Source organism: Rickettsia endosymbiont of Seladonia tumulorum (assembly GCF_964030815.1).
Lineage (GTDB): Bacteria > Pseudomonadota > Alphaproteobacteria > Rickettsiales > Rickettsiaceae > Rickettsia.
In genome coordinates, this window is record NZ_OZ034963.1 from 515,001 (window position 1) to 533,691 (window position 18,691).

Here is an 18,691-nt window from a genome sequence, read left to right on the forward strand (position 1 = left end):
GTCAGTATCTTGCAAAGCCTCACTTCGATTCAGGATCATTTACTATCGCAATAGCAGAAAGTAGTCCTGGTCTTCGAATTGGAACAAATCCTGAAGATTTGGAAGTTGTCAGACATAAAGAAAATAAAGCTATTTTCTTTATTTCTAGTAATTTTAGAAAAATAATTGATAATGAGCTACTAAAACCTGCATGGCATGACGTAATTCAATTAGATAAATCTGAGATTGGCAAGTCTTTTTCAAGATGGGCGATTGTGGCGTTTATTGGTGGGCATTCAGTTGAAGCTTTACCAAGAAGTAAAACCCATAAATTTTTTGTAAATATATAACTTTTATGAATCGCAATTGTTGGCAGATGTGCATTCCTGCCTATTCAATCAGGTTGGTCAGTGCCGCAATTTGGTATTGCATATTTCATAAGAAAAAGTCAAAGATCTAAAGGTTATGCTACTACTGCAACTCATATAATGGCTTTACTAGCTTTTAGAAGTCTGAAGGCTAAGAAAGTTGAGATCCATTGTGATGCAGAAAATTTACCAAGTATGCAAATTCCTTTAAAGCTTGGATTTAAGCTAGAATATTCCCAAAAAGGTGGATGGTTAAGGCAGGATAATACACTAGCCGAATTAAAGACTTTCTCTATATTTTCTGAAGATGAGCTTCTGCATTTAGAGATTGATTTATTTTAATTAAAAATCTCTTCTTTTTTCTGTACAAAAGGACGAGCATCATAAAATAATTCTATACGAGAAATAAGCCCGTCATTAAAAGATAATAGTGAAGCACCTCGAAAAATACCGATAGGTGCAGGGCAATCAAATTCAAGTGCCAGCATAACTTTATCATTAGAAGAAAATTTTTCACTAATTGTAAGATTCTTAAAGAACATAGCAAAGTTTTTCGCTGCCTCGACAACTGATTCTTTACCATCCATAACTGATAACGGTCCTATAAAATGAATATCAGAATGTAAGCAGGAAGCCATTTCCTCAAATTTCTTGTTATTCATGGAAGTATAGTAAGTTATTGCTATATTCAGATTCTTATCAGTCATATTATAATTTTCTATTAGTTTTTATACCTACAATATATTATTTAAAATATATTTAAAGAGAAAAATATGCTTACTGATATTATTTTCTAAAAAATATAAATGAGTCAATATACCGAAGCAGTAGAGCTTTTAGTGTTGTTCAATTAGTTCTTTTGCTAGTCCTGATAATTCTTCATTAATTTGATCAAAGCAGCTTAGCCAAGGAAAGTGTCCTGTATTACGTAATTCGACTATTTTTATATTAGGACGAGACCATTCTTTATCTTTCAAAAATAGTTCAATAGGCAGCGATCTATCATCATGACTTCCAATAATTAAGGTCGGTAATTTACTAGGTATCCAGCTATATTTATAAGAGTTATAAAAATTTTGACTAGCCCATATTCTTGTTTTTATGTTATATGAACAAAGCTCTAATAGCTCCTTTCCTGCAGGGATCTCATGTTCGCAAAATATATATGGAATATTTGCATAAATAAATGCCTTTAACTGATCATCTGTTGGGTTTGTATATAGCTCATTTATATCATTGGTTAAATCTGGTAAATTATATTTAGTAGCAGTTTTTTGTAATAATTCCATCCATGAACTATTAGGGGCACTATTCATTATAACTAAACCGGTTAATAAATTTTCTAAATTATCTATAGTTAATGCAAACATACCACTAAAAGAATGGGTAACAAGTATGCAGGGTGCTAATTCAGTTACTACTTCTATTAAACCCTCTTTCCAATCTTCATAACTTATTTCTTTAACATTACGATCATTGTTGCCATCTCCAGGAAAATCCCCTATAAACAATGAACCTGGTAAATCTAATTTTGATACGAAATCAATCAAGTAATTAGCTCCCATGCCAGGACCGCCAGGAAGGAAAAGCCAATTAAGTTTATAAATACTATCTTCCTTTAATTTATTTAACCTATTATTTTTTATAAATAGATAATTAGCCTTTATTTCTTCCTCTTTCATATAGCACCTTATAAAACGACTATTTAATTTTATACAATTTATAATATAAAAACTCAATTTAATATATCTCATTTATCCACGCTTTATAAAAAATTCACTTACTAAACAATTAATTAATATAATTAAAATATTTTGTTATAATCATAGGTAGTAATTATTACTAACTATTAAAACCCTTTATTATTGCTCTTAACCCCATACTAATCCTTACTTTTCTCAAATTACTCCTAAGTTATTAATTTATATTTTTAGTTAAATTTCTATTGCTTTCTTAAATCTTCTTATCTAGATTCTTCCGATAGCTCATTTTTAACAAAATATTAAAAATTATGAAATTTAATAAGAGTATAAATTATGTTTGGGTGGTTTCAAACTAAGCACGAAAAATTAATACAAGCAATAAAATCAAGAAATGAATTAGAAGCACAAAGATTAATTACTGCAATGAATATTACAGAGTTAAGCAAAGTTGATAATAACAGCGAGACAGCTTTAACTTGGGCTGCAGGTAACGGCTTAGAAAAGATTTGTGAGTCTCTTATTCTTAAAATGTCGCCACAGGCTATTAATCAGATTACTAAATACGGTGAAACAGCTTTAACTTTGGCTGCAGGTAATGGCTTAGAAAAAGTTTGTGAGGTATTAATTCTTAAAATGTCGGTGCAAGCTATTGACAGTGTTGTTAAAGATGGATTACTTAAAGGGCATACAGCATTAAACATAGCTAAGAATAAAGGTTTAAAAAAAATATGTGATTTATTAACTCACAAAATAGATGAACAAAACAATCCACCTATAGAAGTAAATAAGCAAGATCAAACTCAAGCAAATCTTCCAGCGTCAGAAGAAAATCTTTATAAAGTACTACAAAAAATGCTTGAGATACAAAAGCTAGTAGAAAACACAGCCGATTTATATACGCATCCAATAAGTCAAAACATAAAAGAGGTTATAAACAAGGATCAAATTAATAATGATATGTTAATCGATTTAGCAGGCAAACTTGATAAAGTATTAGAAGAGCAAACTATAATAAATAATCATTCATGTAAAGAAAGGCTTGTTTTATTCAGCAAAATAGCGATGGATATAACGGCTAAGTTAGATGATGACAATACTATTAGCTCAAACAATAAAGCTATAATGCAAAACGTCATGAACAAAATAATAGATAGGGTAGCAAATTTAACAAATATATCTCTCATAGAAAAAATAACGACTAGTATAACAGAGCTTAAAACTGGAAAAATTACAAAAGGTAAGCTTTTAGACATAGAAGATGAAATGGAGGGGTTTATACTTGAACAAACTAATAAAGAAGCTAACATGATGCTAACTTGGTCAGTAAAAGAAATAGTTTATGATAAGCCGCTTTTGAATCATCCAAAATTGCTAGAGTTAGCTTTAAGCAAATTTAGCCTGCAAAAAATAGCCGAGTTAAGTGATAAGTTAAGCCCTGATATAGTACAAGAAGCTATTACTAATTATGATTATGAGCTTGTCTTAGCCGCATTAATGAGCGTCGAAAATGCTGAAGTATAAAAAATGCTAATTTATAGTATTTTTTATTATTTTCTGGATGCCGCGGTCAAGCCACGGCAGGCATTGCCTGTGTAGATCATTTTCCCCTGTCATCCCGTGATTTATTCACGGGATCCAGTTAAAAATACTAATAAAATTAGTATTTTTTATTATTTTTTGAATTGCTACGTCGCTATACTTCTCGCAATGACGACTTTCAATCTACGTTTAAACTCTAAATTTATTCAGAATATAATTCTGGGTGACTGCCACTAAGTTCTAGGTATTTGTCGTTACTATATTCTAAATGGTGGCTTCTAAAAAATCTATCAGCCTCGTTATGATTACCCTTATGATCAAAATCTATTAACAGCTTCCCATTATCATTTGCATGTAGAATATTTGTAAATAATCGATCTCCTTCTGATCCTTTTAGCTCAATGGCATTATTTCTTATAAATTTAACACCAGTTCCCCCTTTACTATGGTGTAATATACCTTTTTTTAGAGCGTTTTCGTAGGAATCTATATTATTATCTAATTGAAGATTTTTAGAAATTTTCGCATAACAATCTAGCCCTTTATATTTTCCTATAAAAGTTGTATCTGTGCTTTTTATAATATCTTTATCAATATACCATATTATAACATCATTTTTAATAATGTTTTGGCTAGCTTTATAAAACGCTTCTTTCTTTAATAGCTGATAATGTTCATGGATCTTCTTTGGATCGTGCTGCTCAACAAGCTGCTCTATATCTTCTGCTGGGTTCTCGTCTAAAGAATAGCTTACGATAATTTCTTCTTGTTTTTCTTGGCTTAGTTTATTAGCATACTCCTTAGCTGTATCTGTATCTTTATTTAATAAGGAAGTAGCTACCCCTATTTCTAATGTTTCTTCATTATTAGGGTTATATTCTAAGGCTTTTTTAATAGTTTCAGCGGCTTCGCTAGGTTTTTTATCCGCAAGTAAACAAGTACTACTTGTATTAAGTACCTCAATGGCTTCTTTATCAGAGAATTTAGATTCTTCTATAAATTTTAGAATCTTTTTTAAACTCAAATAATTATTAACGAGTAAGTTATATTGCTTTAAAGTTTTACTATTAGCTACTTGTTCAGCAGGTATTTTATTAAAAATAATATGTGCTGTTTCGTATTCATTAGCATAAATTGCTAATGTAAAAGCATGCTTATAATCTAAATAATTATGTAAAAATTTAATAAAGTCATTTTTTATTTTTAAATCCATTATTTTATTATGCTTATTAATATAAGCGATGTATTTTAAGGCTTCATATTTTTCTTTACAATATGGAGATAACGCATCAGGATTAATTGATTTTAATTCTTCATCTGTAATTAAAGAAGTTTTAAAGTTCATCAAAAGTATTTTTTTTAAGTATCCATTAGGTAATTTTCCTACAAATTCGTCTATTTTATCAATTTCATTTTGAAGAGTAAAAATTGATATTAAGTTACAAATTACATCCTCATCTTTACAATTCTCAAGAGCCTTTAAATAATATTTTTCAGCCTCTGTATAATTTCCAAGTTTACAATATGCTAGAGCAAGGTTAGAGTAGCAATTAGTGAGATCAGGGTCTGACTTATCATTAGGAAGTGGTTTCTCAGTTAGTAATTCTATGGTTTTGTTATAATAATTATTATCTACTAATATTTTAGAGAAGTTAGACAATGCATTAAAATCATGTAGCCAGTATTTTTTAAAATCCATAATAATTTCTATTTGAAATTTAGGCTCTAAAAACATAGTAATTATTGCTGTAATAGCTTGAGTACATTTTTCATATTGTAATTTATTAGTAGTTTGCAATTTATCTAGAAATTTTGCAGTATTTTGTAGTAGATATTTTATAAGCTCATCTGCCATTGCTAAATTATTATTCATTGTAGCGGCATGTATAGCAGAGAAATATGCCATAGCTTTTGAAAAAGCATCTACATTTATATCTTTACTGCTATTATTTATTTTATATATTTGAGTTTTGTCGCCTATTTTATATTTTAAATGAGTCGTTTTATTACGCTCAATATTATACTTTTTAAGTAATGCGTTTTTACTATATTCATGATATTTATAACTATCAAATAGCTTTGTCATAATATTTTTAGTAGTCGTTACATCCCCTTTATTATGGTTAATAGTAAAATTAACTATTTCCACTGCTGCATTAGCATTTTCTACATATAAAATATCGTTATAACATGTTTCAAAATTTAATAATAAATGTGCATACTCAGCTATATTAGCTTTAGCTTTTTCTGAAATAATTTTTACATTGGAGGAATAAATATCCTTAATCTTATTTGTCTTATACATAATTTTACCAATATTAATTTTTTAAAAAAGAATTAATATATAGCTTTTTTTGTAAAAACTCAACTACTATTAACTTCCTGTAATAATAATTAATTTATAACTTTTCAATTTATAGTTTAAAAAACCTATTGACTTTAGAGTTAAAAGTGTTTATTACCATATCTATATGTAATTTATAGTTGAAAAATATGTTAGGCTTATTAAATAGTACGACTAATCAAAAAGAGAAGAAAAGATTTGTATCGATAAATAATAGAGTTACAAGAAGTGATCTAGATGAATCGTTTTGGCATTCTATTGCGGCAAATAGTTGTGATACTAATTGGAAAAATATCCCAATGCAAAAAAGCCCTTTTCAAATTGTAACTACTCAGAATTTAATTCAAGAGTTAAAGCCTAAAACTATTATTGAATTTGGAAGTTTTAAAGGAGCTTCAGCTTTATGGTTAGCTGATATACAAAGTCTATCCGTAGAAGAAGGGAAAGTAATTAGTATAGATATTGATTTTGACAATATCGATTCAAGAGTAAAATTTGATGATAGAATTGAATTTTTACAAGGTGATTCTAATAAAGTAGAAGAAATTTTTCCCAAAGAAAAAATATCTGAAATAATTCATCCGCTACTTTTAATAGAAGATGCTCATATTAATACTACAGGTATTTTAGATTATTTTCATAATAACATATTTAAAACCGGTGATTACTTTATTGTTGAGGATACTAATATTGACTATAACAATGCGTGCTATGATATTTGGAGAAAAACCTTGCATAGAAAAACTAGAAAATTTAAACAATAAAATTGTTAAATTAACTAACTGGTTGAGAGAGAAAAAAGATTTATATTTAGTTGATACAAAATATGTAGATTCTTTTGGTATTACTAATGCTTCAAAAAATTGGAATTCAGTAATAAGAAAGTTTTAAGATAAATTATGAGAAAAGAAATTTATCTTAAAAATTTTGATATTGGATATAATGATATTTTAAATAATCTTTCTGATAATCCTCATCAAGCTAGTATGTTTTTTAAAGATTTTTTAGAAAAAACATATCCGGATTATATCAAAGAAATTAAGGATGCAATAAATAGTGGTGCGGAAATTATACATATAAAGAATGCTAGTAAGCAGAATTATAATGTTCTAACTCCTTATAACGGTGAAGTAGAAGTCACAGGAATAGAGGATTTAATTTGTCATATGTATGGAATAATAAGTGCAATAGATAGTTTACATATATTGTATAAAGATGAAGATAAAAATATTATCAGGGCAGTAGCACCTCGGTATGGTTCTCATAATGAACACAGCTCTCAGTCACCTTTTAATGATTTAGATTGGCATGTTGACGCTGCGTATAGACCAATGCTTGAAAAAGCTAATAATCTATCGCCTATAGTTGATTATTTGATTTTCGGCATTGTTCATAAAGGGCATGAGAACTTACCTATAGTTTATATCAGCCTTAAAGATATATTAAACCAATTAAGCTATGATGATATTTTAGTAGGGCTAAGCAAAGAATTTACGATTATGAGTGCGGACTCTTTTTTGCATAAAATATCGATCAATAATATGCCTTTATTAGTAGAGCATTCTACAGGATATTATAGTAGAATAAAAATGGACGTTATAGCTGAAACGCAAAAGGCACAAGATTTTTTAAATAGAATTAGAGAGATTGTAGATCAGAAATCAATTCAGAACCATATATACGTTAACTCTGGGGATATTGTTATATTGAGCAATAAAGCGGTTTTACATAAGAGAGATAAATATACCCCTAAATGGGATGGAAAAGATCGTTATTTCACAAGAATATATGCAGTAAAAGATATAAAACAAGGAGTGCTAGCAGATCCTGATAAACCTTGGATATGGATATAAATATAGATATTGTCAGTGGTAAATTGTATTGCCCGCATGGACCAAAAAGCGTTCTCGGTATCATATCGAATAGTATTGGATAGTTTATTATTATAAGGATATTAAATAGCTTCCAAATCGTCATTGCGAGGAAATTACGAAGTAATTGACGAAGCAATCTAGCCAAAAAATGCTACTTATAATTTTTTATTATTTTTTCGGGATTGCCACGTTCGTTTCATTTGCGTAGCTCAGACGAATCTCGATCTACGCAACAAGGCCTTGCAAAGAGTGAAGCTTTGTTGCAATCTCATGAATTAAAGTTATAACTTCTAAGATTACGTACGTACAATATTTCATAATTTCCTCGCAATAACGAGACCTTTTTTAATAACTGTCCGGTACTGTAGGTTTGCGTGGATCGAAAAACGTTCTTGGTGTCATACCGTGGTGGCATTGTTGCGTGGATCATTCTCCCCCCTGTCATCCCGTGGACAAGCCACGGTAGGTATTGTTGCGTGGATACCAAATCGTCTGAGCTACGCGACTGCAAGGAGCGTGGCAATCCAGAAAAAATAGTAAAAAATGCTATAAGTAGCATTTTTGGGCTAGATTGCTTCGTCAATTATTTCGTAATTTCCTCGCAATGACGACTCTCAATCCACGCAACAATGCCTCCACGGTATGATACCGAGAGCGTTTTTCGATCCACGCAATAATGCCTCCCATGGCTTGGGAACTAGATCCAGAAAAACAATTTTTGATACTAATAATTTTAGTATTTAAAGCTGGATCCCGTGATCAAGTCACGGGATGACAGGCAAAAACTGATCCACGCAATAATGCCTCTGCGAGAATGACATACAGGACGTTTTTTGAGCCATGCGACGACACTAGTACTATAATGGAGTGACAGAGAAAAATGATCCACGCTGGCAATGTCTACAAAAGAATAAATAAGTTTTACTAGATCGTATGAAATAAAAATTATTTCAATTTTAAAACATGCTCTAAAATTTTCTCTGCGGCAGCACTAGCAGATAAATCGCTAACGTCCAGTTCTAATAAATTAGAATGTGAGATATTAATTAACTCTATCCCCTCTTCAATTTGTAGAGATTTATAACGCAAAGCTCTTTCAGGGTTTGCTACACGTATTTTATTTTCTTCTTTTGAGATAAGTAGTTTTACCGGCACAAAAAGCGAATCACGCTGCAAAGCCATATTCTCTACTTGTTTAAAAAGCTTGTGATCTCGTTCAATTTCACCGAGTACATTAGTTAGCACATAATTATTGCTATGTTTGCAAGAAATAAATTCAAAAATATTATCCCGAATTTTCCTAATTATTTCCCAAGCAAATTCCGGAATCTCTTTAAATCCATCATATTCAAGCAACGCAAAAATAGGATTATTGATTAGTTGGTTGTCACATACAATATATCCACTTTTGCTAAGTTCTTTCGCTATAGTATATTTATACCTTTGATACTTCAAGATTTGGCATGTCAAATTTCGGGATTCGCCTGTGCTCACGTATTAATATACGCTGTGCAGGCTCACCGCTTATTTGACTTACCAACTTTTGAAGTATCTGCGGTATACCCGTTCTAGGTTTTCCTATCAAATAAATAATGGCTGTCATTTTCTAATTCTTTCCTCTAATTCCTTATCTAAAAGCCAAATATGTTCTTTTTCAAAAATTTCATAACGTAATTCTTCTTTTTCTTTATCAAGGATAGGTAAAGGGGCTATTTTAGCGGCTCCGTAATGAATACCTTGAAAATCAATGTTCATATCTAGGCAAGCTTTTTCAACCGATTCAAGATATTTTAGACTGTCATCAATAAAAATAATTTTTTTAAAATGTAAATTATATTTCTCAAGAACAGCTTTAAGTACTAAACCTTTATCTGCTAAGGAAGTTAGAATAACTCCTGATATTAACATCGGAATCCCGTTTTCATTCTCAAATTCCGGAAAAGTCGTATCTTCTTTAAAAGGTGAAGTATTAATGAAAGAAATATCCACTTGTTTTAAAGCATCAAATCTCAAATTTTCCATTTTATCTATTTTACCATACTTCCCTGTCCACCATCCGGTTAAAGCAATTGCCGGAATGTTCCGTTGTTCTAAGCTTTTAATCAAGCCTAGCATATTTGGTTCAACAGGCTGAGCATTACGTCTTTCAAAGACGCAACTATACAAATATTTAAGCTCATCTTTTGAGTAGTGTTCTCTTAGTTTTTGCGTTAGTGCTACTCTAACGGGAGCATTAAAAGCAAACTCATCGGTTGGTATTGCAAGCACATCATCCACATCAAAAATAACTAAAGTATCTTTATCGGCTTTACATATTCCTCTATTACTTTGAAATCATTAGTCGGAATAATATCCCCGAAACAATTAGCGGATAAACAAAAGAGGCTTAAGAGGATAAAGTTTAGAGGTTTCATTACTGCTCTATTTTTAATTTAGAAATTGGAAAATTACGAATTGTTGGATGCATTACAGAGTGTAAAATTATGATAATTATTATACCGCTTGGTTGTTTTATATAATAAATTACATGCTTTTTTATAGGAAAGCTAAATAGATTTTGATAGATATTAGAACGCAATACTCCAATATTAGGATTGGCACTTAAATCAAGCGTCTTTTTATATATTTCATCTAAATATTTTGTAGTCTGCTGTTTACCCCAATTTTTTAAGCTGTAATTTATAATATCTTCAATATCACGTTTAGCACTATCGGTAAAATCACATTTATTCATTAATTTTCATTTTTAAACTGTCAAAAACACTTTTGTGTGAGTGAATTTTACCTTGAGAAATATCATTTATTCCTTCAGCAATAGCAATTTTTAGGAATTGCTCCTTAAAAGCTTCCAGCTCTTTAAATTCATTGTTAGAAATAATTACTGCTACAGGCTTACCATTTTTAATAATACTAATAGGTTCTACTTGAGCTTTAATAAGCAATTCTCCAAATTCACGTTTTGCTTCAGTTGCGTTTAATTGTTCCATAAAATGATCATTTTAATTATTTTAATCAATTAAACCATAAATTATTAATCTAATCAACTTATTTCTTACCACTTTCCCACAAACTTTCTACATCTGAATCTCTAAGTAGATGTAAGTTTTGCTTTATCTTATCATCGCTCCAATCCCACCATTTAATTTGTAGTAACTTTTCTATATCTTCGTCAGAGAAGCGTTTTTTAATCAAACGAGCAGGATTACCACCCCATATTTCATAAGCTCCAATGTTTTTAGTTACTAAACTCCTTGCTCCTACTATTGCCCCATCTGCTATTTTAATCCCAGGCATAATTAAGCTTTCAGTACCGATCCAAACATCATTTCCAAGCACAGTATCACCTTTGAGCTTATAAGCTTTCGGTGGGACGGTTTCGTAATTGTCAAAATCTTCATCAAAAGAATCGAGAGGATAAGATGCTATCCAATTATAATTATGCCCTTGCGTCCCACCCATCATGAATTTAACACCGGTAGCAATGGAACAGAATTTGCCAATAATGAGCTTATCAATTTCATCAGCGTCACAGTTATTATTTTCTACATCTAAATACGTAACGCATTCATCAAATGCCACACCATGATAATAGCCTGAGTAATAAGAATATTCGCCTGCTATAATATGCTTTGATTTGACATGATCTTTAATATAAACCGAATCACGATAACTATTAAATATTTTCATTTTTTATACCAATATAAATATCTAAAACAGCTTCATTATGGTCGTGGCTTCTTTCATCATATATTTCGAAGTCAGCTATATAAGCTCTTTTACCACCTAAAGCTGTATCATCCATTTGCCAAATCTTTTGCCACATATCAATAACGACTGTCGGTATTTGCCCGGGATCTGATGTAAATTTTGCATAATTCTGTAATGGGATAGTTAACTCTTCAAATCCTTGACTAACATTTTCAAAAGTAGTAACCTCTTCACCCAGAAAATAGGTATATTCTCCATTTTCATCGCTATCGTAATTTGTGTAAACTGCAAAAATTTTACCGGGATTTTTTCTATTCAGAATTTTATCTTGTAAGTTATCAGCAAAAAATCTTTGCAACATAGACTTTATTTTAGCAGTATCAGGATTGAATTCAGCTGCGTTAGAAGTACGAGTTGTAATACCGACCAACTTAATTTCGGGTAATTGTGTAATAATTTTATTCATTTAGCACTCCTTAAAGTAATTTGAAGTAGAATATTGTAACATAAACAATTTTTAAAAATATGTATACTCGTTTTATTTGAAAAATTGGCTACGTCGTTTTATAAGATCTGCGGTGCTCAAGTATTATTATACGCTCCGCTCCTCGCCTTATAATCTCCTTGCTCTTTTCCAAATAAAACTTCGTCTACTTAAGCCTTTATTTATTTGATGTATAAAAACTTAATTATTAATCTTTGTTTGGATGATAGAGAATGGCAGGAATATCACCGCATACGAGCGGAACAAATTTTTGATCCTATAAATGTAGAATATGACTCTAACCATTCGACTATAACTGCAAATAATCATTATCATTTTGTGCTTTATAAGGCAAAAGAGATAGTTGCAACCGCTCACATAGAATTCTTAAATAAGAATGAGGCAGCTTTAAGATCGCTTGCGGTGGATAAGCTCAGTCAAAATAAAGGATTCGGTAAATATATGATGCAGCTTTTAGAAAAATGGTTAAGAGACCAAAATATCAAAATTCTAAAAATGCATGCAAGAATAAGTGCTGAAGCTTTTTACCGCAAGCTTGGATATATAGATGTGGAGTTTAACGATATTTCGATACAAAAAAATTATATAGATTTAGGAAAGGTATTATAAATTTATGAGTGCTTTAAAAGATTTAATTACCTTAGAAAAAGACGCACGAGCTTATGGGTTTGATTGGTCTGATTATGAGATGATTTTAGAACAGGTAATTGATGAATGTAGAGAGATAAAAGAAGCTATTAACGATGGTGAATCTAAAGAAAGAGTACAGGAAGAAATAGGCGATTTACTCCACACAGCAATTTCTTTATGTAGGTTTTTAGAGTTTGATGTAGAAGAGACGCTTAACAAAACCAGTACAAAATTCGCTAAGCGTATGGAGGCAGTAAAAACACTTACCAAAAAACATAATTTGCTAAATCTACAAGGACAATCCACAGAATTTTTGCTGAAGCTTTGGAGAGAGGCAAAAGAGATGGCTAAGGAAAAATAAATTATTTACTATATTCAGTCGATATAATATTTTCATAATACTCATCGCCTATTTCTAAAAATAAATCAAAAAAAGTAGAGCTGATTATAGTTTGCGGGAAACAATACTCTCTTCTAGAATTTTTTATTGTCCGATTCTCTGCAATAAATTTGTTCGCTTTTTGTCGCATTTTACTTATAATTATAGCAATAATATTATCTTCGCTGTACCGTAATAAATTTTGTCTAATGAAATCTCGTATTTTACTCTACTTACTGCTTGCCATGATAAGTTAAATATTTGTCCTACTGAAAAATCTTCAAATAAATCTGTAAAAGTTGATAAAGCTTGCTTTTCTGCATGCTGATCCATTTCAGGAAAGCTATGTTCTTCTAATAAACATTTTAAATTTTCTAAACATTCATATTTAGTGATTAGCTCCCGCATTTTAATAACATCGTTTTTCCATGAGAAAGACCATTCGCCTTTAATAATATTTAGAATTGAATTTAAATATTCTATTTTTTCTCTAATATCCATATTAGGTAAAAGCTCCCATAATACTCTATCTCGATAATAACCTACTACCTTGTCGTTTAAATCAAATTTAAAAACATCGAGATTATTTTTTAAAGGATTAATTTGTATGAAGCCTCTATGATTTAGATGTTCTATAATATCATATATTAACTCTTCGTCTGGTGCTAAACTTGTTACAGTAGGTCCTTCTAAATATGGTTTTATAAACTCAAAGTCTTTAGTAGCCGAGTGTTCTGCTGCAGAAATTAAATATACCGCATCTTTCAATGTCAATTCCTCAACTGCAGGAATATCAGTATTAACAGGCAAAAATGTTTGCATTAAAATATTTCTTTTATTTTCTTCTTCAGCTTGTTTTTTTTGTTTTCTAATATCTTTGCAATGAGAACATGAGCAGTGTGAATTGTCTCTATGATCACATGCAGGGCAAAATTTTTCAAAATGTACTATGTTACAATTAGTATGACTCCTACCTTCTAGTTTACTTACTAGGTTTACATCTGAGCAATATTTACAAAATAATTCATTATGAATTACAGGAGGAAAGAGTTTAATTAACGTATTAGGATGTACGTTAATCTTAAATTCTTCTAATAAATCAACCATTTTTTCATGATTATAGTAACGTTTTATTAAATCTTTAATTTGTTCTTCTGTTAAATGTGATAAATCTTTATGAGCCATAGGTTAATATAAATTAGTTGATTATTAGGTATATAATTGTAACTTACAAAATTGGGCTTATAATAGAGAAAGTATTATTAATATGCAACTATTTTTAGTATAATAATTAGTAGAACAATTTAAAGAGTGAGTCAGGAAAATATAATTTGACAGAAGAAAGGCAAGAAGTATTAGATTATTTTGAAAAAACGAGCTTTTAGAGTTACCTAAAAAATAGCTAGAAGATCAAATTAAAACTGCGGTAGCTAATTTTTTCAAATAAAACGAGTATATAAATCCTCATTTTGGTCGCTTATACCGCTTATGTTAATTTTATATTCTTGTTCTAGTTTTGTGATAATTTCTATATAGGAAAGCGATAAATTATCCATCAAATATTTTTTACTTTCATCGGGATTTTGAATTAATTTAAATTCAGCAAAATGTTTCAAGGTTAATACTGGTCGTAATGTTTCAGTTAAATCTTGATTACCTACATATTCATGGATTTTCTTCTCTAAAAGTTCTTTCGTTTTTTTGCTAACCATAAGAGAATCATCATTTAAATAATTATTTAGGGTGAATAATTTGTAGATATACTTACTTAAGAGGGTTTTATTATTTTTGATATATTTAGGTATTTCAGCCTCTGCTTTCCATATTACAAAATCTTCAAGATGAGCTTTGGTAATATAAGCTTTTTCTACAATTTTATATATTTTTTTATTACGGAATAAATGTTCAAGTTCTAATAAAGCTTTTAAAGCTATTTCTTTTTCATCAATTATTGATCTTTGATCTCTATAAAAATTATTTATAATTTTTGAAATAAATTTAGCATCATATTGTAATAGCAGCTTAACAATATCGAAATTAGCTTTAGAAAAAGACATAGTCGCTGCCTCTAATGGAGTAAAACCACCAAAACCTTGAGTATCTATAAAAGCACCGTTTTCAAGTAAAATTTTTATTATATTAGTATAGCCCTTTTGAGCGGTTAAATGTAAGGGAGCATCTCCAAAATTATCTAAGTTGTTAGGATCAGCTCCTCTTTTTAGTAATAATTTAATTATCGTATCATTTTCATTTTGCTCCTTTATAACCCAATGTAAAATTACACCGCCTCCTTCAATATCATCTTGATAATTTGTATTAGGGCTAATACCATGCTCAAGCAAATACTCAACTTCTGCAATATTTTTCTCTCGTATCGCTTTAAACAATGCTTCCTGAGTAATTAAAGAAAGCTTCTTTTTGCTGTTATAGTGCTTCTTAATATATAATTTTATTCTACTTAACATTGAAATAACCTATCCAATTATTAAGCTATACTATAACATATTTTTAATTATTACATAACTATTACTATCAATTAACTTTTTTAGAGGTAAAAAAAGATTGTCAATCGTCAACTATGTTTTAAATTTAAAAAAAGAGATTTTAATTTAGCATTAGAGATAATGATTAATTTACGCATAAGAGCAGTAAGAGCGATCATTTTCTTTTTAGTTTAAAACATAGTCGACGTCAGTTAAATATGTATTGACAAAAGGCATGCAAAACCATAATATTAAAATATGCAGAAACAACACTATTTTGAATTTAATCAAGAAAAAAACTTTTTTTATTTAAAGAAAGAGGAATAACGTTTGAACAGGTAATTGCTTTAATAGAAAAAGGCTATGTATTAGATTTAATAGATCATCCTAATCAAAGTAAATATCCAAAGCAAAAAATGTACATAGTTGATATAGATAATTATTGTTATTTAGTACCCCATATTATTCAAAAAGATAAAATTTTTTTAAAAACAATTATACCAAGTAGAAAAGCAAGTAAAAAATACTTAAATAACTAAGGTTTAGAAATTATGAAAAAATATAAATTAACAGAAGAAGAACAAGAAATATTAGATTATTTTGAGCAAGATAGTGTTGTTAGAAAACCTATTACTGTTGAAGTAGAAAAAGAAATAAATATAGCTAAAACTGCGGCAGCTAATTTCTTTAAGAAGTCCGAAAGAATCAATATTAGATTAACCTCACATGATTTAAATCATATAAAACGGATTGCAGCTCAAGAAGGAATGCCTTATCAAACTCTTGTTTCAAGTGTATTGCATAAATACGCATCTGGGTATTTAGGTCTAGATAACTAATAATTAATCTATAATTTCTTTATACAAATAACCTTTCTTATTGATTAGCTTTTGTAAAGGTAAAAAAAGATTGTCAGGTAGTTTATCTAATGCAAACCATTGCCAGCTTTCTACTTTATGGGGTTCTAAATTCTGTAATTCATGCTCGTTTAAACAATGAGCTTTAAGGAAAATCGATATGTAATGTTTTTGCTCTTTTTCAAAAACATCATTAGTAACAGCTAAAAATTTAGGATCTTTAATGATCAAATTTGTCTCTTCTAAAACTTCTCTAATGATACACTCTTCAAAAGTTTCACCAAACTCTAAATGCCCACCAGGATTGCCATAGGTAGATTCACCATGCGAGTTAATACGCTTACCAAGCAAAATCTCATTTTTACTATTAAATAGGATAATCCCGATACCAACACGTGGGTAGTTAGTCATAAATCCACTTCCTTATAAATAGTGCGGTAGAGGTCAGAGGTTTTTAGTAGATGAGCGTGCGTTCCTTCGGCTTCTACTACTCCTTTATCTATTACCAAAATATTGTCTGCTGATTCTATACTGCTGATGCGGTGGGCGATTGAGATAATGATTTTTCCTTGCATTATATCCCTAATAGAGTTTAATAGTTTCTGCTCGCTTTCGGTATCTAAAGCACTCATTGCTTCATCAAGAAGTAGGATTTGCGGTTTGCGTAGTAAAGCCCTTGCTAAGGCTATTCTTTGCTTCTGCCCGCCTGATAGCCTAACGCCTTTTTCGCCAATTTTGGCATTAATCCCATCAGGAATTTTATCAGCAAAATCAGCTATACCGGTAATTTTTATTATTTCGGTTATTTCCTCTTCGCTAGAATCATTACCAAACATAATATTTGATTTAATAGTACCAGAAAAAATACTAGCTTCTTGCGGAACATAAGCGATTAATTTACGGATTTCATTAGGATTTAAAAGAGCAATATCTTGGCTATTTACCAAAATTATACCGCTTTCTTGGACATAAAAGCCTAATAGTAACTGCATCAAAGTACTTTTACCTGAGCCTGATCTGCCAACGATACCAATAAACTGAGTAGAATCTATTTTAAAAGATATATTGTTGAGGATTTTTAAATTAGGTCTTGATGGGTATGAAAAATTTACGTTTTTAAACTCTAACGATATAGAATTAACGGGCTTTAAATTCGAATAATTAGTATGATTAATTATAGGTGATTTATCAATGATGGTAACTATTCGCTCTAAAGCAGCAAGCGGCAAGTGCATCTCGCTTAATAGCTCAAAAATACCACCACTACTAAAGCCGGCAATAATTGCATAATAAATGAATGATATAATTTGACCGGAGGATAAATTACCTTTTACTATATCCAAAGCCCCAATCCAAATAACGAGTGTAACCCCAAGAAATATAAAAGCCATTGAGAATGCGAAAAACAAAGCACGAATTTTTAAACGAGTTGCCGAATAGGTCAAATAATCTTGCAGCAGATTATTAAACTCAGTAATTTTAGCTGCCTGACCGCCAAAAGCATGGATGGTTTTGATATTACTAAAACTTTCGTTAATATCAGATGCTAAAAGTGATTGAGATTCTAAGGTTTTTTTGGATAAAGCTTTAATATGTTTACCAAATTTGATTATAGGAATCAGTAGCAAAGGAATAGTGATAATTACTATCGATGCTAGTTTAAAGCTTTCAAAAAACATCAAAATAATGCTACCGACTAACATCACTGAATTGCGAATAAAAAAAGATAGGAAATTAACAATAAGCTTAGATATTTGATCTATATCACTCGTAAGACGGGAGATTATATCGCCAATTTTTAGCTCTTCAAATTCAGTAATTTCATAATTAATTAGTTTGCTATAGGCTTCCTTTCTTATTTGACTCGAGACTTTCTCAGCAACATTATTAATAAAATACGAACGGAAAAAACTAGCAATGCTTAAGATAATAATAAGCAGGCAGATATATAATATGGATTTATCAACTGCCGCAGTGCGATCTAAAACCAAACCCTGATCAACTAAATTTCTGAAAACATTTCCGATTAGTAATAACGCAAGCGATACGCTAAGAAGAGAGATTATAACAATGATCAAATCTTTTTTATAGAATCTTAAGTTTTTAGCCAGTCTATATAAAAGTTTGGTGTTCATATGAAAAGAATTATGTCATTCCTGCTTAAGGCTTGCCCCGCGTGGATTAGTTTTTCCGTCATTGCGAGGAAATTACGAAGTAATTGACGAAGCAATCTAGTTAAAAAATGCTAACTTATAGCATTTTTTATTATTTTTCTGGATTGCCACGCTCATTTCATTCGCTCGCAATGACGACTCTCGATCC

Annotated in this window: 22 protein-coding genes and 2 pseudogenes; 9 read left to right on the plus strand and 15 right to left on the minus strand. The window is 30.2% G+C overall.

What is annotated here, in order from left to right:
• The first annotated feature begins 98 nt into the window (after positions 1 to 98).
• Together AAHF54_RS02465 and AAHF54_RS02470 are read left to right on the plus strand one after the other, a co-directional pair.
• Positions 99 to 329, plus strand: coding sequence for a hypothetical protein (locus tag AAHF54_RS02465; protein WP_342170161.1), 231 nt, complete (start codon positions 99 to 101; stop codon positions 327 to 329).
• A gap of 60 nt (positions 330 to 389) precedes the next feature.
• Complete coding sequence (locus tag AAHF54_RS02470; protein ID WP_342170162.1) at positions 390 to 689, plus strand: GNAT family protein; 300 nt, start codon at positions 390 to 392, stop codon at positions 687 to 689.
• Here the strand turns inward: AAHF54_RS02470 and AAHF54_RS02475 are convergent.
• Positions 686 to 1,054, minus strand: a complete 369-nt coding sequence (locus AAHF54_RS02475) for a nuclear transport factor 2 family protein (RefSeq protein ID WP_341789007.1) — start codon at positions 1,052 to 1,054, stop codon at positions 686 to 688. The genes AAHF54_RS02470 and AAHF54_RS02475 overlap by 4 nt on opposite strands.
• Before the next feature lie 129 nt (positions 1,055 to 1,183).
• Positions 1,184 to 2,029, minus strand: a complete 846-nt coding sequence (locus AAHF54_RS02480) for an alpha/beta hydrolase (RefSeq protein ID WP_341789008.1) — start codon at positions 2,027 to 2,029, stop codon at positions 1,184 to 1,186.
• 354 nt (positions 2,030 to 2,383) lie between these two features.
• On the opposite strand from AAHF54_RS02480, the gene AAHF54_RS02485 reads away from it, so the two are divergent.
• Positions 2,384 to 3,571 carry an ankyrin repeat domain-containing protein gene (locus tag AAHF54_RS02485; protein WP_341789009.1) on the plus strand — a complete coding sequence of 396 codons (1,188 nt, stop codon included), beginning with the start codon at positions 2,384 to 2,386 and terminating at the stop codon, positions 3,569 to 3,571.
• Positions 3,572 to 3,791: 220 nt separating this feature from the next.
• Here the strand turns inward: AAHF54_RS02485 and AAHF54_RS02490 are convergent, their stop codons facing one another.
• Positions 3,792 to 5,894 carry a tetratricopeptide repeat protein gene (locus tag AAHF54_RS02490; RefSeq protein ID WP_341789010.1) on the minus strand — a complete coding sequence of 701 codons (2,103 nt, stop codon included), beginning with the start codon at positions 5,892 to 5,894 and terminating at the stop codon, positions 3,792 to 3,794.
• Positions 5,895 to 6,232: 338 nt separating this feature from the next.
• Between AAHF54_RS02490 and AAHF54_RS02495 the strand changes: the two genes are divergently transcribed.
• Together AAHF54_RS02495 and AAHF54_RS02500 are read left to right on the plus strand one after the other, a co-directional pair.
• Positions 6,233 to 6,697, plus strand: a complete 465-nt coding sequence (locus AAHF54_RS02495) for a CmcI family methyltransferase (RefSeq protein ID WP_341789207.1) — start codon at positions 6,233 to 6,235, stop codon at positions 6,695 to 6,697.
• 135 nt (positions 6,698 to 6,832) lie between these two features.
• Positions 6,833 to 7,786: a cephalosporin hydroxylase gene (locus AAHF54_RS02500; protein ID WP_342170163.1), complete on the plus strand. Its 954-nt coding sequence runs from the start codon at positions 6,833 to 6,835 to the stop codon at positions 7,784 to 7,786.
• A gap of 966 nt (positions 7,787 to 8,752) precedes the next feature.
• Here AAHF54_RS02500 and AAHF54_RS02505 read toward each other — a convergent pair.
• The 7 genes and pseudogenes from AAHF54_RS02505 to AAHF54_RS02535 form a co-directional block, all read right to left on the minus strand.
• Entirely contained in the window at positions 8,753 to 9,262 is a 510-nt protein-coding gene (locus tag AAHF54_RS02505; RefSeq protein ID WP_341789012.1) for a hypothetical protein, read from the minus strand.
• Positions 9,246 to 9,369 (minus strand): annotated as a pseudogene (locus AAHF54_RS02510) (palindromic element RPE5 domain-containing protein); the annotation flags it as partial. The gene AAHF54_RS02505 and the pseudogene AAHF54_RS02510, both read right to left, overlap by 17 nt.
• A 37-nt stretch (positions 9,370 to 9,406) precedes the next feature.
• Positions 9,407 to 10,084 carry a DUF2608 domain-containing protein gene (locus tag AAHF54_RS02515; RefSeq protein WP_342170164.1) on the minus strand — a complete coding sequence of 226 codons (678 nt, stop codon included), beginning with the start codon at positions 10,082 to 10,084 and terminating at the stop codon, positions 9,407 to 9,409.
• Between the two features lie 136 nt (positions 10,085 to 10,220).
• Positions 10,221 to 10,541 carry a type II toxin-antitoxin system RelE/ParE family toxin gene (locus AAHF54_RS02520; protein WP_341789014.1) on the minus strand — a complete coding sequence of 107 codons (321 nt, stop codon included), beginning with the start codon at positions 10,539 to 10,541 and terminating at the stop codon, positions 10,221 to 10,223.
• Positions 10,534 to 10,794, minus strand: coding sequence for a type II toxin-antitoxin system prevent-host-death family antitoxin (locus AAHF54_RS02525; protein WP_341789015.1), 261 nt, complete (start codon positions 10,792 to 10,794; stop codon positions 10,534 to 10,536). The genes AAHF54_RS02520 and AAHF54_RS02525 overlap by 8 nt, the downstream gene beginning before the upstream one ends.
• Positions 10,795 to 10,852: 58 nt before the next feature.
• Positions 10,853 to 11,494: a CatB-related O-acetyltransferase gene (locus AAHF54_RS02530; protein WP_341789016.1), complete on the minus strand. Its 642-nt coding sequence runs from the start codon at positions 11,492 to 11,494 to the stop codon at positions 10,853 to 10,855.
• Positions 11,481 to 11,981, minus strand: coding sequence for a GyrI-like domain-containing protein (locus AAHF54_RS02535; protein WP_342170165.1), 501 nt, complete (start codon positions 11,979 to 11,981; stop codon positions 11,481 to 11,483). Before AAHF54_RS02535 ends, AAHF54_RS02530 begins: the two co-directional genes overlap by 14 nt.
• A 207-nt stretch (positions 11,982 to 12,188) precedes the next feature.
• Between AAHF54_RS02535 and AAHF54_RS02540 the strand changes: the two genes are divergently transcribed.
• A complete protein-coding gene (locus AAHF54_RS02540; RefSeq protein ID WP_341789018.1) occupies positions 12,189 to 12,629 on the plus strand; it encodes a GNAT family N-acetyltransferase in 441 nt (146 codons plus the stop codon).
• A 4-nt stretch (positions 12,630 to 12,633) separates the two neighbouring features.
• Entirely contained in the window at positions 12,634 to 13,011 is a 378-nt protein-coding gene (locus AAHF54_RS02545; protein ID WP_341789019.1) for a MazG nucleotide pyrophosphohydrolase domain-containing protein, read from the plus strand.
• 1 nt (position 13,012) lies between these two features.
• On the opposite strand, the gene AAHF54_RS02550 is transcribed toward AAHF54_RS02545, so the two are convergent.
• The 3 genes from AAHF54_RS02550 to AAHF54_RS02560 form a co-directional block, all read right to left on the minus strand.
• A complete protein-coding gene (locus AAHF54_RS02550; RefSeq protein WP_341789020.1) occupies positions 13,013 to 13,180 on the minus strand; it encodes a hypothetical protein in 168 nt (55 codons plus the stop codon).
• 11 nt (positions 13,181 to 13,191) lie between these two features.
• Complete coding sequence (locus AAHF54_RS02555; protein WP_341789021.1) at positions 13,192 to 14,214, minus strand: hypothetical protein; 1,023 nt, start codon at positions 14,212 to 14,214, stop codon at positions 13,192 to 13,194.
• A 254-nt stretch (positions 14,215 to 14,468) separates the two neighbouring features.
• Entirely contained in the window at positions 14,469 to 15,494 is a 1,026-nt protein-coding gene (locus AAHF54_RS02560; RefSeq protein ID WP_341789022.1) for an ankyrin repeat domain-containing protein, read from the minus strand.
• 434 nt (positions 15,495 to 15,928) lie between these two features.
• Here AAHF54_RS02560 and AAHF54_RS02565 point away from each other — a divergent pair, with 434 nt between their 5' ends.
• Both AAHF54_RS02565 and AAHF54_RS02570 read left to right on the plus strand, forming a co-directional pair.
• Positions 15,929 to 16,051 (plus strand): hypothetical protein, encoded by a 123-nt coding sequence (locus AAHF54_RS02565; RefSeq protein ID WP_341789023.1) that lies wholly within the window; start codon positions 15,929 to 15,931, stop codon positions 16,049 to 16,051.
• A gap of 12 nt (positions 16,052 to 16,063) precedes the next feature.
• On the plus strand, positions 16,064 to 16,351 hold the full coding sequence (locus tag AAHF54_RS02570) for a CopG family antitoxin (protein ID WP_341789024.1): 288 nt from the start codon (positions 16,064 to 16,066) through the stop codon (positions 16,349 to 16,351).
• 102 nt (positions 16,352 to 16,453) lie between these two features.
• Here the strand turns inward: AAHF54_RS02570 and AAHF54_RS02575 are convergent.
• A pseudogene (locus tag AAHF54_RS02575) lies at positions 16,454 to 16,780 on the minus strand (nucleotide triphosphate diphosphatase NUDT15); the annotation flags it as partial.
• Positions 16,777 to 18,504: an ABC transporter ATP-binding protein gene (locus tag AAHF54_RS02580; RefSeq protein WP_341789025.1), complete on the minus strand. Its 1,728-nt coding sequence runs from the start codon at positions 18,502 to 18,504 to the stop codon at positions 16,777 to 16,779. The gene AAHF54_RS02580 and the pseudogene AAHF54_RS02575, both read right to left, overlap by 4 nt.
• Positions 18,505 to 18,691: the final 187 nt, after the last annotated feature.